A 15,776-nucleotide genomic window follows, 5' to 3' on the forward strand; every position below is an offset into this window, starting at 1 on the left:
TTTTAAAGGCTACATAAACTGCGGTGAAGACGCCGTTTAGTCCTTCTTGCTGCGCATCATGCCGAAACGCTGCTTGAACTTGTCGATCTGACCACCGCTGTCGGCCTGCTTCTGCTTGCCAGTGTAGAAAGGATGGCAAGAAGAACAAACGTCCAAAGCCATGTCACCACCACGGGTGGAACGGCTTTCAATAACATTACCGCAGCTACAGGTATAAGTCGCTGCCTGGTATTCGGGATGAATCTCTGGTTTCATGGCTGAGCTCCAATCTGTGTCGCTACCTGCCTCTACGACAGGCACCACACGGCTTGCGTCTGGGAAAAAGAAGGCGAATCATAACAGCTTGGCCCCAATCCGCAAGCGCTGAGCGCTTCTCAGACGCTGCAGGCTTCAGGAAAACCCGTGTCAGCCAAGAAAACCCTGCAAATTGCCCTGCCGGTCCCGCTACCGGGCTGCTTCGACTATCTGTACCCGGGAACCACCCCGCCACCCCGTGGCTCGCGGGTGCAGGTGCCCTTCGGTCGACGCACTCTGGTAGGCCTGGTCCACGGCCATGGCCACAGCGAACACCCGAAACTGAAAGCCATCCAGCGCGTACTGGACGACAGCCCAGTCCTGCCGGAAGAACTCTACCGGCTATGCGAACGGGCCGCCCGCTACTACCACCACCCGCTGGGCGAAGTCCTCAGCTATGCCCTGCCGGCCCTGCTGCGCCAGGGCAACGACGCAGAGGCCAGCCAGGAAAAACGCTGGCAACTCACCGAGCGGGGCCAACATGTCAGCGACGACCAGCTCAGCCGGGCCCCGCGCCAACGTCAGGCCCTGCACACCCTGCGCGATCACCCCAAGGGACTTAGCAGCGCCATGCTGGCGGCCCTGGATGTCCCCGCCGCTGCCCTGGCCAGTCTGCGCGACAAGGGCTGGGCGGAACAGGTAACGCAGGAGGACAGTGCGCCCCCCAGGGACATTCTTGCCCAGGCGCCACTGGCTGCCAACGCGGAGCAGCGCAAGGCGATCCGCGCGCTGGAGGAGGCCCAGGGCTTCTCCCCCTTCCTTCTTGATGGCGTTACCGGCAGCGGCAAGACCGAAGTCTACCTGCAGGCCATGACTGCGCATCTGGCCGCCGGCAAACAGGTACTGGTGCTGATTCCGGAAATCGGCCTGACGCCCCAGACGGTGCAGCGCTTCCGGCAGCGCTTCGCCGTGCCCGTGGCGACCCTGCACTCCGGGCTCACCGATCGGGAACGGCTGGACAACTGGCTGGCCGCCCGTGACGGCAAGGCACGCATCATCATCGGCACCCGCTCCGCCATCTTTACACCGCTGGCCGCCCCGGGACTGATCATCGTCGACGAAGCCCACGACGCCTCCCTGAAACAGCAGGACGGCTTTCGTTTTCACGCCCGCGACCTGGCCACTTGGCGGGCCCAGCAACTGGATATTCCCGTGGTGCTGGGCAGTGCCACCCCGGCCCTGGAAACCCTGCAACTGGCCCGGGATGGCCGCTTCCAGTGGCTGAAACTCTCACAACGGGCCACGGATCAGGGCCGCCCGCCCATCGAAATCCTCGACGGCACCCTGGCCGCCCCGGGCCAGCCACTGCTGCCCCTGTCCCTGCAGGCGATAAAACACTGCGTGGAGCAGGGCAACCAGGCCCTGGTCTTTATCAACCGGCGCGGCTATGCCCCCATGATCCTCTGCCAGGATTGCGGCTGGCAGGCGGAATGCCGCCGTTGCGACAGTTTTCTCACCTGGCACCGCAGCGAGGGCAGCCTGCGCTGCCACCACTGCAACTATCAGCAACGGGTACCCGCGCGCTGCCCGGACTGCGGCTCCAGCGCCATCCATGAAGCCGGCAGCGGCACCGAAAAACTCACCGAACTGCTGGAGCAGTCGGTGCAGGCACCAGTGATCCGCATCGACCGGGACGCCACCCGCCGCAAGGGTAGCCTGGATGCCCATCTGGCCACCATCCAGCAGGGCAACCCGGTAGTTATGGTAGGCACCCAGATGCTGGCCAAGGGCCACCACTTTCCGAAACTCTCCCTGGTGGTGATTCTGGATATGGACGCCGGCTTTCTCAGCGCCGATTTCCGTGGCCCGGAGCAGGCCGCCCAGTTGCTGCTGCAAGTGGCTGGCCGCAGCGGCCGGGAAGACCAGGGCCGGGTGCTGCTGCAAACCCGCCACCCGGATCACCCCCTCCTGCAATTGGCTGCCAGCGGCGACTACCCGGCCCTGGCCAATGCCCTGCTGGAAGAGCGGAAAATGGCCGGACTGCCCCCCTTCGGCCACCTGGCCCTGTTCCGCTGTGAAGCCATGAGCATGGCCAAGGCCATGGAGTTTCTGCAGCAGCTTGCTGGTATACCGCTACCTGCGGACGTCCAGCTGCTGGGGCCGGTCCCAGCGCCGATGGAAAGGCGTGCCGGCCGTTATCGCACCCAGATGCTGCTGCAGTGCGCCAGCCGTCGCCCCCTGCATCAGGCCATCAGCCTGCTGCTGGAACAGGCCCGCACCCTGCCCGCCGCCCGTCAGTGCCGCTGGCATCTGGATGTGGATCCGATCGATATGCTGTAGAACGGCCCCGGGCCTGACGCCCGGCGCATGCGCAAGCAGGCCTTTTCCCGTACAATCGCCGCCCACTTGAACGGCCCAGATGCCCTCCACAAAAGAATGTCATGAAAGAACGCCTGATATCCCTGATCGACAGCGCCCTGGACACCCTGATTGCCGAGGAGATTCTGCCCGCCGACGCCAAGCGCCCGGCACAGATCGACCGCACCAAGGACAAGAGCCACGGCGACTTCGCCACCAATATCGCCCTGATGCTGGCCAAGCCCGCCGGCATGAAGCCCCGCGACCTGGCGGAAAAACTGATTGCCGCCCTGCCGGCGGACAACGCCGTGGCCAAAGTGGAGATCGCCGGACCCGGCTTTATCAACTTCTTCCAGGCGGATGACTGGCTCACCGGCCTGCTGGACCAGGCTCTGGCAGACGAACATCTGGGCGTGGCCCGTCCAGCGCAGGCACAGACCGTGGTAGTGGACTATTCCTCCCCCAACCTGGCCAAGGAAATGCACGTGGGGCACCTGCGCTCGTCCATCATCGGCGATGCCGTCGTGCGCACCCTGGAATTTCTCGGCCACCAGGTGGTTCGCCAGAACCACGTGGGCGACTGGGGCACCCAGTTCGGCATGCTGCTGGCCTACCTGGAAGAACAGAAAAGCGAGGAAAGCGACACCGAACTGTCCCGTGAGCTGGGGGACCTGGAAGGCTTCTACCGCGCCGCCAAACAGCGCTTCGACGAGTCCGTCGACTTCGCCACACGCGCACGCAGCCTGGTGGTGAAATTGCAGGCCGGCGACGAAGACTGCCTGGCCCTGTGGCGGGAATTCAACAGCGTATCCCTGAGCCACTGCCAGGCCGTCTATGACCGTCTCGGCGTGAGCCTGACCCCAGCGGACGTTCGCGGCGAAAGCGCCTACAACGATGACCTGGCCCAGGTGGTCAGCGATCTCGACGCCAGAGGTCTGCTCAGCGAAGACCAGGGTGCCCAGTGCGTGTTCATGGACGAATTCAAGAACAAGGAAGGCACCCCGCTGCCGGTGATCGTGCAGAAAGCCGACGGCGGCTACCTGTACGCCACCACCGACCTGGCCGCCCTGCGTTACCGGGCCGGCACCCTGCATGCCGACCGCATGCTCTACTTCGTGGACCAGCGCCAGGCCCTGCACTTCCAGCAGATGTTCAGCTTGGCCAAGCGCGCCGGCTTTGTTCCGGAAGAGACCGAACTGGAACACATGGGCTTCGGCACCATGAACGGTCCGGATGGTCGCCCCTTCAAGACACGCGACGGCGGCACCGTCAAACTGATCGATCTACTCGACGAAGCTGAAGAACGCGCTTATACACTGGTCAAGGACAAGAACCCGGAACTGGACGATCAGGACCTGCGCACCATTGCCCATGCCGTTGGCATTGGCGCGGTGAAATACGCGGATCTGTCCAAGAACCGCAGCAGTGACTACATTTTCAATTTCGAGCAGATGCTCAGCTTCGAAGGCAACACCGCCCCCTACCTGCTTTACGCCTATACCCGGGTGGCTAGCGTATTCCGCAAGGCCGGCCTGGAAATGACCGACGTAAACGGCGACTTCCTGCTTCAGGAAGAGGCGGAACAGGCCCTGGCCGCCCGTCTGGTGCAATTCGGTGAAGTACTGGAAAGCGTGGCCGAAAAAGGTCTGCCCCATCTGCTTTGCACCTATCTGTATGACGTGGCCGGCCTGTTTTCCACATTTTACGAGCATTGCCCGATCCTCTCCGGCGACAATGAGGCCCTGAAGCAGAGCCGCCTGAAACTGGCCGCCCTCACAGCCCGCACCCTGAAACAGGGCATGGAACTGCTGGGCCTGAGCCCGCTCGAACGGATGTAGCCGAGAACCACAGGACACCCCATGGCAAAGAACACCAGCAAACGAGGGGCCAGCCGCGGCCCGGTACGCAAGAAGACGCAACGCCAGGTCCCCGGCTGGGTGTGGCTGTTTACCGGCCTGATGGTCGGTCTGTTTGTGGCCTTCCTGTTTCACCTGGGCAAGACCCAGCTGGAGCAAGGGGGCAATGGCAAGGCGGCTCAGAAAGTGGAACAGCCCGCCAAACCGGCCAAACCTGAGCCGAAAAAAGACAGCAGCGACGACGCCCCGCAATTCGACTTTTATGCGGTACTGCCAAAAATGGAAGTGATCGTGCCGCAGAATGAAAGCGATTCCGGCACCCGCAAGAGCCGTGACACCGCCCAGGACAAGTCCACCAGCGAACGCAAGCCGGATACCAGTACCCGCTCCAGCAACGAACGCTACCTGTTGCAGGCCGGCAGCTTTCGCCGCAACGAAGATGCCGACCGCCGCCGGGCGGAGTTGATCCTCAAGGGTTTCGACGCCTCCATCCAGTCCGTGGATCTGGAAAGCGGCGACAGCTGGCACCGGGTCATGATTGGCCCCTACGACAACCTCAACGCCATGCACCGGGCCCAGGACCAACTGGCCGGCAATGGCATCGAGACCCTGCCCATCAAGATGAAGAAGTAAGACGCTGAACGCAGGGTTTCCTGGCGCCAGACACATCCCCCGTGGGAGCACCTGGCAGATCACTTGCCGGGAAGCTCCCGCGCAGCGATTAACTATTCACTGTTAATTATTAATTACCTTCAAATCCCCTTGAATCCCCTGCCACCAGCCCCACATCTGCAGAATCACTGTGAAAGGAGCTGAATGTGACCACGATCGTATCCGTACGCCGCGGCAATAGCGTTGTGATTGGCGGTGACGGCCAGGTGTCACTGGGCAACACCGTCATGAAAGGCAATGCCCGCAAGGTGCGCCGGCTCTACCACGGCAAGGTAATTGCCGGGTTTGCTGGCGGTACCGCCGATGCCTTTACCCTGTTTGAGCGCTTTGAAGCGCAGCTGGAAAAACACCAGGGCCATCTGGTTCGTGCTGCGGTGGAGCTGGCCAAGGACTGGCGCACCGACCGCGCCCTGCGTCGCCTGGAGGCCCTGCTGGCCGTGGCCGACAAGGAAGCCTCACTGATCATCACCGGCAATGGCGATGTCATCGAGCCGGAAAATGACCTGATCGCCATCGGCTCCGGCGGCCCCTTTGCCCAGGCAGCCGCCACCGCCCTGCTGCATAACACCGAGTTGGCTGCCGGGGATATTGTCGAAAAGAGCCTGACCATCGCCGGCGATATCTGCGTCTTCACCAATCAACAGCAAACCATTGAAGAATTGAGCTGGTAATCCGATGCCAAACCTGACTCCGCGCGAAATTGTTCATGAACTGAACAAGCACATTGTCGGCCAGGAGCCGGCAAAAAAATCCGTTGCCCTGGCCCTGCGCAATCGCTGGCGGCGCATGCAGCTGCCGGCAGAAATGCGCGCTGAAGTGGCGCCCAAGAACATCCTCATGATCGGCCCCACCGGCGTGGGCAAGACCGAAATTGCCCGGCGCCTGGCCAAACTGGCCGACGCCCCCTTTATCAAGATCGAAGCCACCAAGTTCACCGAAGTGGGCTATGTGGGCCGCGATGTGGAATCCATCATCCGCGACCTGGTGGAAATGGCCATCAAGATGCTGCGCGAGAAAGCTATCGCCCGCGTCGGCAGCCAGGCCGATGATGCCGCCGAGGAACGCATTCTCGATGCCCTTCTACCCGCAGCCCGCGGCGACGAAGAGAGCAAGACCGACAACAGCACTCGTCAGATCTTCCGCAAGAAGCTGCGCGAGGGCGAGCTGGACGACAAGGAAATCGAGATCGAGGTGTCCAGCAATCCGGCCGGAGTGGAAATCATGGCGCCTCCCGGCATGGAAGAAATGACCAGCCAGCTGCAACAGATGTTCTCGAAAATGGGCGGGGGCGGCCGCAAGCGCAGCCAGAAGCTGCGTGTCCGCGAAGCCTACCGGCTGATCCGGGACGAGGAAGCGGCCCGCTTCGTCAATGAGGACGAGCTGAAGGTACAGGCCATTGATGCAGTGGAAAACAACGGCATCGTATTCCTGGATGAAATCGACAAGGTGGCCAAACGCGGCGAAAGCGGCGGCACTGACGTGTCCCGTGAAGGGGTACAGCGAGACCTGCTGCCGCTGATTGAAGGCTGCACCGTGTCCACCAAGTACGGCATGATCAAGACTGACCACATCCTGTTTATCGCCTCCGGCGCCTTTCACCTGGCCAAACCCAGCGATCTGATCCCGGAGCTGCAGGGCCGTCTGCCCATTCGCGTTGAACTGAGCCCGCTGACACCGGATGACTTCCAGCGCATTCTTACCGAACCCCGATGCTCGCTCACCGAGCAGTACAAGGCCCTGCTGGATACCGAAGGGCTCAACCTGGAGATTACCGACGACTGCATCCGGCGCATTGCCGAAGTGGCCTGGCAGGTCAACGAACGCACCGAAAATATCGGTGCCCGCCGCCTGCACACGGTACTGGAAAAACTGCTGGAAGAGATCAGCTACGATGCCGACTCCCTGGCCACCCAATACCACGACAAGCCCCTGGTACTGGACGCCGAAGCGGTGGATCGCTATCTGGGTGAACTGGCCGATGACGAGGACCTGAGCCGCTATATCCTCTGATAGCCCGAGGCCTGACGACAGACGTCTGACGCTGAATTCATTGGCGTCAGGCGCCTGACTTCCAACGTCCGACCGCTTTCCTGCTATTATCCCCGCCGGAGGAAAAACCATGACCGCCGGCGAACAGCTTCAACACTATCTCAACCGCTTCTTTGCCCTGCGCCAGCATGGCGACGACACCCTGTTCCTGAGCCGCCTGCGGCGCTTGCAGGACTGGCAGAGCCAGCGCCTCAGCCATACCCACCGCCACCTTCTGGACGACCCGGCCACGGCGGAGGGGATCCGCTTTCTACTCGACGAAGTCTACGGTGGCCGGGAGCTGCTACCGGTGGCCCGGGAAATCCGTCGCGCCCTGCCCAAGGCCATGAAACTGCTGCCGGACAAGGTCATGGCCACCTCGGCCAGTGCGCTGGAGGCCGCGATCCTCACCCAGGAGCTGGATGAGCAGATCGCCGACTCACTGGGCAGCGAACTGGATCAACCACTCACCGAGCTGACCTACCTCAAGGGTTTTCGTCAGGACCACCACCACGATGCCCGTCAGCGCCAGCTACAATTGGTGGCCGAACTGGGACATCATCTGGATCGCTATATCCGCTCACGGATGATACAGACCACCTTTCGCATGGTGCGTAAACCGGCCCATGCGGCAGGCTTTGCGAACCTGTATGATTTCATGGATCGCAGCTTCCGGGTGATGAAACCGGTGCCCAGTGTGGGCCTGCTGCTGGAGCAGCTGGCCGCACGGGAAGAGACCATCATGCAGAAGGTCTTCGACCATCACCCGGCCCCCTTCGAGGACTGACATGAACGACGACACCAAGGTCACCCACTTCGGTTACCAGCAGGTACCGTGGCAGGAAAAGCAGCAGAAAGTGGCCGGCGTATTCCGCTCCGTAGCGGGCAAATACGATGTCATGAACGACCTGATTTCCATGGGCAGCCACCGCCTGCTCAAGCGCATGACCATCGAGCTGGCCGGGGTGCGTCCGGGCCACAAGGTGCTGGATCTGGCCGGCGGCACCGGCGATCTGGCCATCAAGTTTTCCCGCCTTGTCGGGGAAACTGGCCAGGTGGTGCTGGCGGACATCAATGACGCCATGCTGGCAGTGGGCCGCGACCGTCTGTTCGATGCAGGCTGCAGCCACAACACCCAGGTCACCCAGGTAAACGGCGAGTGCCTGCCCTTTGAAGACAACAGCTTCCACTGCATCACCATCGCCTTCGGCCTGCGCAACATCACTGACAAGGATGCCGCCCTGCGCTCCATGCTGCGGGTGCTGAAACCCGGCGGCCGGCTGCTGGTACTGGAATTCTCCACCCCGGTGCACAAGCCCCTGGCCAAGGCCTACGAGCTTTACTCCTTCGGTGTGTGGCCCAAACTCGGCAAACTGATCGTCAACGATGCGGATAGTTATCAGTACCTGGCCGAATCCATCCGCATGCACCCGGACCAGGACACCCTGCAGGGCATGATGGATCAGGCCGGCTTCGCCCGTACCGAATACTTCAACATGCTGGGCGGCATCGTGGCGCTGCACAGAGGGTTCAAATTTTGAGTCTGAAAGACCAGTCCCGCTCCCCCGGCCTGCTCTCCACCACGGCCCTGGCCACGGTGGAAAGAGCCATCAACACTGCCCTGCGTTCCGACCCGGCCAGTGCCGACCGGCTGGCGCTCCATGCCGGCCGCTTGCTGGCCATCGAGGTGACCTTACCGCCGCTGGCTATCTATGCGCTGATCGTGGAAGACGGGGTGGAGTTGTACCACCGCAGCGATGCCAACGCGGATGTCACGGTAAAGGGCAATCCCATGGATCTGGCTGCCCTGCTGCTGAACTGGAACACCCGCCCCGGCGTCATCGGCGGCCCGGTGGACATCAGCGGTAACCGGGAACTGCTGCAGGAAATGCAGCAACTGGCCGGCGAGCTGCAAATCGACTGGGGTGCCATTCTGGAGCCGGTGACCGGTTCGGAACTGGCCCAGCAACTGGATTACAGCGCCCGCCGTCTGTTCGGCTGGGCCCGCCAGGCCGCCGGCCGACTGACCGAGCAGCTGGCCGACTACGTGGGCAACGAATCCGGCCTGACACCCGGCCGCCGGGATGTCTATGAATTTGGCCAGGATGTGGACGAACTGCGCATGGACGTGGATCGTCTGGATGCCCGCATCCAGCGCCTTCGCACCGCCCGGACCGGCACCAACAGTAACGGGAGCGCCACCGACTGATGCTGCCCGTTACCCGTATTCTGGTGGTCACCCATGTGGTGTGCCGCTATCGCCTGATCGCCCTGCTGCCTGCCCAGCCACTGCGCAACGTGCTGCTGGTGCTGTCCTTTCTGGTGCCCTCAAGCTGGCTGGGCACCGGCAAGCTCAGCGAAGGCGAACGCCTGCAGAAGGCCCTGGAGCGACTGGGCCCCATCTTCATCAAGTTCGGCCAGCTACTGGCCACCCGCCAGGACATGCTGCCACCGGAATGGACGAGCGCCCTGGCGCGACTGCAGGACCAGGTGGCCCCCTTCGACGGGCAACAGGCCCGGGACCTGGTCGCGGCCAGCCTGAGCCAGCCCTTCGATGAGGTATTCCGCGACTTTGACAGCACTCCCATGGCCGCCGCCTCCGTGGCCCAGGTCCATGCCGCTACCCTGCACAATGGCCAGCAGGTGGTGGCCAAGGTGCTGCGCCCTACCATTCTTCCGGTGGTGCAACGGGACCTGAAAGTCATGGCCTTCGGCGCCCGCTGGCTGGAACGGCTGTGGCGCGATGCCCGCTACTTCCGCCCGGCCCGGGTGGTACAGGACTACCGGGACATCATCCTTGGCGAACTGGACCTGGCCGCCGAAGCCCGCAACAGCGAAACCATGCGCCGGCATTTCCTGTTCAGCCCGCTGCTGCATATCCCGGCCATTCATCTGGAGCTGTCCAGCCCCACCGTGATCATCATGGATCGCATCCATGGCATCCCGGTGAATGATATCGAGCGCATCAAGGCCGCCGGCATTGATCCGAAGGTGCTGGCAGAACGGGGCGTGGAGATCTTCTTCTCACAGGTATTCCGCTTCAACTTCTTCCACGCGGACATGCACCCGGGCAACATCTTCGTCAACCCGGAACACCCGGAATCCCCGCAATACATGGCCGTCGATGCAGCCATCGCCGGGCGGCTGTCGAAGGAAGACCTGAACGTGCTGGGCCGCATGGTGCTGGCCGTGATGCGGGAGGATTACAGTGCCCTGGTAGATGCGGTGATCCGTGCCGGCTGGAATACCGCCCCCATCGATCGTCCCCGTTTTGAACGGGCCGTGATCGACATTGTCGAGCCGGTGCGGTCCGCCCAACTGGACCAGCTGGAATTCGCCCCGCTGGTGATGAAGCTGTTTGATATGGCGCGCCACTACCAGATCGAAATGCCGGTGCAGTACATCCTGCTGATGAAAACCCTGGTGCATATCGAAGGCCTGGGGCGCAGCATCTATCCGCAACTGGATATCTGGAGCACCGGCCGCCCCCTGCTGGAAGCCTGGATGCTGGCCGAATACGGCCCCAGCGCCACACTGAAGAAACTGCAGAACCGCATGCCGGAATGGACCGCCCAGCTGCCCGAGATGCCGGATCTGCTGCGCGACGGCCTGGAAAGCCTGCGCGAGCTGCCTTACCAGCAGGATCGACTGGAAGCCCGCTTCGAACAGGCCCTGCTACGCCACCGTCACAAGCTGTTTGTCGGCCTGGCGGGGCTGGGCTGCGCCGGTACTGCCATCTGGCTAGCAACACCCCATGTCAGCTGGCCGCTGGCCGCTGTCGCCGTGCTGCTGGTGAGCTGGAGCTGGCGGCGCTAGACTGTGACACCGCACCGCGGCACATCGGATAATCCGTCGGCGCCCGCCCGCAGCAGGCGCCAACCATAAAGAAAGTGCAAACGCTATGTCAGATATTCTCAGCCAGCTCCATCAGGTGCTTGAATCCCGCAAGGGCGCCGATCCGGACAGTTCCTACGTGGCCAGCCTGTATGCCAAGGGGCTGAACAAGATCCTGGAAAAAGTGGGCGAGGAAGCGGTAGAGACCATTCTCGCCGCCCGCGACGCAGAGGTCAGTGGCAAAACCGATGCACTGATCAGCGAAACCGCGGATTTGTGGTTCCATAGTCTGGTCATGTTGGCCAAACTGGGTGAACACCCGGACAAGGTGTTGGCAGAACTGGAGCGCCGCTTCGGCCTGTCCGGCCATGACGAAAAAGCGGCGCGCGGCAGCAAGCACTGACCGCCCTGACTATCAGCGCCCTATCTATCGGAGAGAAACAGCATGTTTTCCGGCATCAGCATTTGGCAGTTACTGATCCTTCTGGCCATTGTGGTCCTGTTGTTCGGCACCAAGAAACTGCGCAATATCGGCGGCGACCTGGGTGGGGCCGTAAAAGGCTTCAAGAACGCCATGAAAGACGGCGAGGAAGAGCAGGACCAGAAACGTCTGGCCGAAGACGAGAAGGACACCAGCGAGCAGAAAACCGAGAAGGACAAGGAAAAAGACCAGGCCTGATCTGGCCAGCCTTCCCTGCGTCCCGTTAAGAGGTTTCCATGTTCGATATCGGCTTTGCCGAACTTACCCTGATTTTCATCATCGGTCTGGTGGTGCTTGGTCCGGAGCGTCTGCCCACGGTGGCACGCACCCTGGGCCAGTGGGTCGGCCGTGCCCGCTCCACTTTCAACCATCTGAAAAACGAACTGGAACGCGAAGCGGTGACCCAGGACATGCGCGAGCGCATGGAAAAACAGATGCGCGAGATGGGCCTGGACGAAGACAGCATCCGCGAAGCGAAGGAAAGCCTGCTCAGCCCGGAGCAAATTGCCAAGGCGCGCACCCCCCGCGAGGCGCAAGCGGACCCCGCTGACGACAGCAAAAAAGCTCAGGAACCACCGCGCCATGAATGACGCCAGCAACGATTCCGGCCAGCCACTGATTGCCCATTTGCTGGAACTGCGTAACCGCCTGCTCAAGGCCATGGCGGCAATCTTCGTGGTGTTTCTGGGGCTGTTCTATTTCTCCCGGGAACTGTACACCCTGGTGGCCAAACCACTGATGCAGGCCATGCCCGAAGGCACCAGCATGATCGCCACCGGCGTCGCCTCACCCTTCCTGGCGCCCTTCAAACTGACCCTGTATCTGAGCATCTTCGTGGCCATGCCCTTTATCCTGCATCAAGCCTGGGCCTTCGTGGCCCCGGGCCTGTACCGGCATGAAAAGCGCCTGGCCATTCCCCTGTTGGGCAGCAGCGTACTGCTGTTCTACGCTGGCGCCGCCTTTGCCTATTTCGTGGTATTCCCGCTGATGTTCCAGTTCTTTACCGCCATTGCCCCGGAAGGGGTGGCGGTGACCACAGACATCAGCAGCTATCTGGATTTTGTGCTGGCCCTGTTCCTGGCGTTCGGACTGGCTTTTGAATTACCCATCGCCATCGTACTGCTGGTCAGCACCGGCGCCACGACCGTGGAAAAACTGGCCGGCGCCCGCGCCTATGTGGTGGTGGGCTGCTTCGTGGTTGGCATGCTGCTGACCCCCCCGGACATCATCAGCCAGACCCTGCTGGCGCTACCCATGTGGTTCCTGTTCGAGGTTGGCCTGCTGGCCGCGCGGTTGATTCGCCGGGAAAAGCAGAAGCAGCGAGACGCGACCTGACCCGCGGAGTAGATGAGCCGGAAGGCGCAAATCCACCAGACCAACCTGATCGAGCACTTCTCCCGCCCCTATGGCGGTTTACTGCTTGCCACCTAAATCCACCGTACGCGACGCTGTCTATGTCGTGCCCAGCAGCCGGCTTTCGTCAAAAACGGTAGCCATTATTCCCGGTTGGTGCAGGCGGCAACGGCAAAGGAGTCATGCCATCCATGCCGTCATCACGGGCCGGTGGCGTTGGTGCCGGTGCGGCACAGCCATTGCTCTGCAGGAAGTTCACAATCCGTTGCTGCACGGCAGGGTCCCGGGTGCTCTCAATATGCCTGCCACGCAAACGCTGAAACTGCTTGGGCTCAGCGGCGGCGGCAAACAACCGCTTGCCGTGATCATAGGGAATAATCGGATCGTCTTCGCTGTGCATGACCAGCAGTGGGGTCGGCGCTACCCCGGCAATTCGGGATTCAGGATCCAGATCTGTGGCGGGCATGGTCGGCACCACCATCCAGCGTAGTGGCCACAGCAGCCAGCTTCCTTTCATCACGTCGTTGGTAATACCCCGGTAACTGGCAAAGGCAGCCTCCAGTACCACGCAATCTGCCGCACCCTGATTCTCCTCATCGCCCAGCACGGTGGTCGCCATGGCACCACCCAGGCTCTGGCCAAACACCGTCAACGGGCCTTCGGCGCTCTTGGCATGGCGTAACCAGTCCAGCCCCAGCTGCACATCGTCAAATACCGCCGGCAGTGTCGGCTTGCCCTCGGACAGGCCATAACCTCGGTAGTCGAGCAGAAAGACGTTATAGCCCTGCTCCGGCAACCACTGCACACTGGCCAGATGGGTGCTGATGTTCTGGGCATTGCCGTGGAGAAAATACACGGTGCCTCGCACATGGCCATCCCCCGCGGCCGGCAACCACCAGCCATGCAGGCGCAGCCCACGCGGATGGATCAACACCACATCCTCGTAGCTGAGCCCCTGGTTTTCCGGGTTCTGCACCCAGGGTTCCATGGGATAGAAGAACAGTTTGCTGCAGCCGGCCAGCGCCATGGCCAGGCCGGCCAGCAGGATCAGTCGAAGTACCATCGCCATTGCAGTTTGAACTCGTTATCGCCATCCCCGCGCCAGCCTTCCCGGCTCAGCGATGCCCGCAGCCCATGCTGACGGGCAAAAGCCCAGTGCACGGCGAGCTCGGAGGTATGTCGATAGGTATCGTTGGTGAAGTAATGCCCCACACTGCCCAGTTGCCACTGCCAGCGTCCACGCTGGTAGAGCAGGCCCGCATCCAGCCCGGCCCCGGGGGTGAGGAAGGTATCAAAGTCGCTATTATTTTCCATTCGCAGGCTGGTTAACAGGTAGGGCTGCCAGTTGCCCAGGGCCCAGCTGCCACCCGCGCCGCCCTGAACGTAGCGCACCAGCCTGCGGCGACCGGCCCAGGCCCTCTCCAGGCCACCCTCCACATACCAGCTCAACGGCTTGCTGAAACGATTGCGGGGAGCCAGCGAGCGAATGCTCACCACGTCCAATTCCTCCAGCTTGGGATCGCCGGACTCCGTGCTGCGCAGGGTCACTCCCAACCCTTCGATCTGGGCCCCGCGCAGGAAGCCGTAACCGTTATCCAGCAGGTTGTGGTACGTCAAGCGATAGCTCAGCTCGCCGAAATCCTGGTTCGCCTCACGCTGGCCACCGGCCAGGGCCAGCATCTGGGTGCCATGGCCCGATTCCGGTGGCTCAGGATCCACCGTCTCCGGCACATCCACCTTCGGCAGGCGGTTCATCTCTGTCAGTAACGTGAACGAATCCTTTGCTGCTTCCGGGTCCCTGGCCCCTTTGCGATTGACCAGCCGCAAATAGCGGTAGGCGGTGGTCACCATCAGCGCCTGCTGCTGCGCAGCGGCCTGCTGAAACTCTTTCGATTCCAGCAGGCCGGGATCATCCGCAATACGGCGGGCCAGCTGCTGCTGGCCCGCCGTCATCTGGCGGCGCAGGTTATCCAGCTCCACGGCCTTGGAGGGGCGGTAGTGACGCTCGCGAATCAGATCCCGATCATCCAGGGCGCGGACCGTATTCACCGGCACTTCGGCAAACCTTAGTTCCGTGAGCAGCTGCGACTCCGGGCGCGCCACCTCTACCAGCTCCAGCAGACGGAAGGAGCAGTTTTCATCAAAAAAGTAGTAATCGAAATTGATGTCCTTCAGTTCCCAAAGATGCTCGATCAGCCAGTCAATTTCCTGCTGGTCCAGCTCCAGGGTGTACTCCCACATGTCGCGATTTTCCATGTGGGAATATTCCTGAATTTTTTGCACATAAGGCACCAGGGCAAAGCGCCCGGGGTAGCCGCCGGCGAGCCCACGATAAATATAGAAAAAGGAATTATCAGCCTCGCTGGACACCGCCCCGAAATTCACCGCCCAGGACAACCACACCGCACTGTCTTCACCCTGATCCAGGCGCAGTAGCGTATGCCCAAACATTGACGATGGGCTGTTCAGATAGGCCGCAGGAAAAACCAGTACTGCACGGTTGGCCTGCACCGCGGAGCGCCATTCAGAATAGTCCTCGCAATGGGCAAATGGCGCTTCGTCCTGCCAGTTGAAATGCTCGGCGAGAAAACGGTAGCGGGCGGGAAAACGACAGCGTTCGGGGGCTTTGGTCGGCTCAAGCGCCGCCACCGTTGCCCTCAGCTCGGCAAGCACATCATCCTTGCCATTTTCGGCAAGAAAATAATTATCGTCGTCGATATAACTGCGCCCCCGGTCACGCAGGGTGGCGCCGGGGTTCACATGCATCAGTGCCTGCCATCGTGACGAAGCGGCAAGATCAACCAGGGAGGGGGGGAGGTTCGCGGCCAACGCCGGGGCAATCCAGCACAGCAGCACACAAAGCAGTCCAGTGCGCATCCGGTATTATCCGTGATTCGGGCGGGGAAAATTCAGACCTGCATCTGCAGTTCCAGATCAGACAAACAAAGCCCCGCCGTTGG

Annotated in this window: 16 protein-coding genes; 13 read left to right on the plus strand and 3 right to left on the minus strand. The window is 61.9% G+C overall.

From position 1 onward, the window contains the following. Positions 1-36 precede the first annotated feature (36 nt). A complete protein-coding gene (gene rpmE, locus KZ772_RS09525) occupies positions 37-255 on the minus strand; it encodes a 50S ribosomal protein L31 (protein ID WP_062815702.1) in 219 nt (72 codons plus the stop codon). A gap of 147 nt (positions 256-402) precedes the next feature. On the opposite strand from rpmE, the gene KZ772_RS09530 reads away from it, so the two are divergent. The 13 genes from KZ772_RS09530 (at position 403) to tatC (ending at position 12,798) form a co-directional block, all read left to right on the plus strand. Next, positions 403-2,574, plus strand: a complete 2,172-nt coding sequence (locus tag KZ772_RS09530; RefSeq protein ID WP_290536359.1) for a primosomal protein N' — start codon at positions 403-405, stop codon at positions 2,572-2,574. A 101-nt stretch (positions 2,575-2,675) separates the two neighbouring features. Beyond that, positions 2,676-4,430: an arginine--tRNA ligase gene (gene argS, locus KZ772_RS09535; protein WP_290536360.1), complete on the plus strand. Its 1,755-nt coding sequence runs from the start codon at positions 2,676-2,678 to the stop codon at positions 4,428-4,430. A 21-nt stretch (positions 4,431-4,451) separates the two neighbouring features. Further along, on the plus strand, positions 4,452-5,081 hold the full coding sequence (locus KZ772_RS09540; protein ID WP_290536361.1) for an SPOR domain-containing protein: 630 nt from the start codon (positions 4,452-4,454) through the stop codon (positions 5,079-5,081). A 185-nt stretch (positions 5,082-5,266) separates the two neighbouring features. Then, the gene (hslV, locus tag KZ772_RS09545; protein ID WP_290536362.1) at positions 5,267-5,791 is read left to right on the plus strand and encodes an ATP-dependent protease subunit HslV; all 525 of its coding nucleotides are present in this window, start codon (positions 5,267-5,269) and stop codon (positions 5,789-5,791) included. Between the two features lie 4 nt (positions 5,792-5,795). Next, the gene (hslU, locus tag KZ772_RS09550; RefSeq protein WP_290536363.1) at positions 5,796-7,130 is read left to right on the plus strand and encodes an ATP-dependent protease ATPase subunit HslU; all 1,335 of its coding nucleotides are present in this window, start codon (positions 5,796-5,798) and stop codon (positions 7,128-7,130) included. Positions 7,131-7,239: 109 nt separating this feature from the next. Continuing rightward, entirely contained in the window at positions 7,240-7,935 is a 696-nt protein-coding gene (locus KZ772_RS09555) for a hypothetical protein (protein WP_290536364.1), read from the plus strand. A gap of 1 nt (position 7,936) precedes the next feature. Then, positions 7,937-8,689: a bifunctional demethylmenaquinone methyltransferase/2-methoxy-6-polyprenyl-1,4-benzoquinol methylase UbiE gene (gene ubiE, locus KZ772_RS09560; RefSeq protein ID WP_290536365.1), complete on the plus strand. Its 753-nt coding sequence runs from the start codon at positions 7,937-7,939 to the stop codon at positions 8,687-8,689. Continuing rightward, complete coding sequence (locus tag KZ772_RS09565; protein ID WP_290536366.1) at positions 8,686-9,357, plus strand: SCP2 sterol-binding domain-containing protein; 672 nt, start codon at positions 8,686-8,688, stop codon at positions 9,355-9,357. Before ubiE ends, KZ772_RS09565 begins: the two co-directional genes overlap by 4 nt. After that, positions 9,357-10,964, plus strand: coding sequence for an AarF/UbiB family protein (locus KZ772_RS09570; protein WP_290536367.1), 1,608 nt, complete (start codon positions 9,357-9,359; stop codon positions 10,962-10,964). Before KZ772_RS09565 ends, KZ772_RS09570 begins: the two co-directional genes overlap by 1 nt. Before the next feature lie 85 nt (positions 10,965-11,049). Further along, positions 11,050-11,385, plus strand: coding sequence for a phosphoribosyl-ATP diphosphatase (locus KZ772_RS09575; protein WP_062815693.1), 336 nt, complete (start codon positions 11,050-11,052; stop codon positions 11,383-11,385). A gap of 42 nt (positions 11,386-11,427) precedes the next feature. Beyond that, positions 11,428-11,661 (plus strand): Sec-independent protein translocase subunit TatA, encoded by a 234-nt coding sequence (gene tatA, locus KZ772_RS09580; RefSeq protein ID WP_290536368.1) that lies wholly within the window; start codon positions 11,428-11,430, stop codon positions 11,659-11,661. 38 nt (positions 11,662-11,699) lie between these two features. Further along, positions 11,700-12,053: a Sec-independent protein translocase protein TatB gene (gene tatB, locus KZ772_RS09585; RefSeq protein ID WP_290536369.1), complete on the plus strand. Its 354-nt coding sequence runs from the start codon at positions 11,700-11,702 to the stop codon at positions 12,051-12,053. Then, on the plus strand, positions 12,046-12,798 hold the full coding sequence (gene tatC, locus KZ772_RS09590; protein WP_290536370.1) for a twin-arginine translocase subunit TatC: 753 nt from the start codon (positions 12,046-12,048) through the stop codon (positions 12,796-12,798). Before tatB ends, tatC begins: the two co-directional genes overlap by 8 nt. 145 nt (positions 12,799-12,943) lie before the next feature. Here the strand turns inward: tatC and KZ772_RS09595 are convergent, their stop codons facing one another. Beyond that, positions 12,944-13,885 (minus strand): alpha/beta hydrolase, encoded by a 942-nt coding sequence (locus KZ772_RS09595; protein ID WP_290536371.1) that lies wholly within the window; start codon positions 13,883-13,885, stop codon positions 12,944-12,946. Further along, positions 13,864-15,693, minus strand: a complete 1,830-nt coding sequence (locus tag KZ772_RS09600) for a DUF4105 domain-containing protein (RefSeq protein WP_290536372.1) — start codon at positions 15,691-15,693, stop codon at positions 13,864-13,866. The genes KZ772_RS09595 and KZ772_RS09600 overlap by 22 nt, the downstream gene beginning before the upstream one ends. Positions 15,694-15,776: the final 83 nt, after the last annotated feature.

This window comes from Alcanivorax sp. (assembly GCF_019431375.1).
Taxonomy (GTDB): Bacteria; Pseudomonadota; Gammaproteobacteria; order Pseudomonadales; family Alcanivoracaceae; genus Alcanivorax; species Alcanivorax jadensis_A.

Coding starts and splice junctions, on each gene's coding strand:
- rpmE (WP_062815702.1), bottom strand. CDS start 255: ATGAAACCAGAGATTCATCCCGAATACCAGGCAGCGACTTATACCTGT.
- argS (WP_290536360.1), top strand. CDS start 2,676: ATGAAAGAACGCCTGATATCCCTGATCGACAGCGCCCTGGACACCCTG.
- KZ772_RS09540 (WP_290536361.1), top strand. CDS start 4,452: ATGGCAAAGAACACCAGCAAACGAGGGGCCAGCCGCGGCCCGGTACGC.
- hslU (WP_290536363.1), top strand. CDS start 5,796: ATGCCAAACCTGACTCCGCGCGAAATTGTTCATGAACTGAACAAGCAC.
- KZ772_RS09555 (WP_290536364.1), top strand. CDS start 7,240: ATGACCGCCGGCGAACAGCTTCAACACTATCTCAACCGCTTCTTTGCC.
- ubiE (WP_290536365.1), top strand. CDS start 7,937: ATGAACGACGACACCAAGGTCACCCACTTCGGTTACCAGCAGGTACCG.
- KZ772_RS09570 (WP_290536367.1), top strand. CDS start 9,357: ATGCTGCCCGTTACCCGTATTCTGGTGGTCACCCATGTGGTGTGCCGC.
- KZ772_RS09575 (WP_062815693.1), top strand. CDS start 11,050: ATGTCAGATATTCTCAGCCAGCTCCATCAGGTGCTTGAATCCCGCAAG.
- tatA (WP_290536368.1), top strand. CDS start 11,428: ATGTTTTCCGGCATCAGCATTTGGCAGTTACTGATCCTTCTGGCCATT.
- tatB (WP_290536369.1), top strand. CDS start 11,700: ATGTTCGATATCGGCTTTGCCGAACTTACCCTGATTTTCATCATCGGT.
- tatC (WP_290536370.1), top strand. CDS start 12,046: ATGAATGACGCCAGCAACGATTCCGGCCAGCCACTGATTGCCCATTTG.
- KZ772_RS09595 (WP_290536371.1), bottom strand. CDS start 13,885: ATGGCGATGGTACTTCGACTGATCCTGCTGGCCGGCCTGGCCATGGCG.
- KZ772_RS09600 (WP_290536372.1), bottom strand. CDS start 15,693: ATGCGCACTGGACTGCTTTGTGTGCTGCTGTGCTGGATTGCCCCGGCG.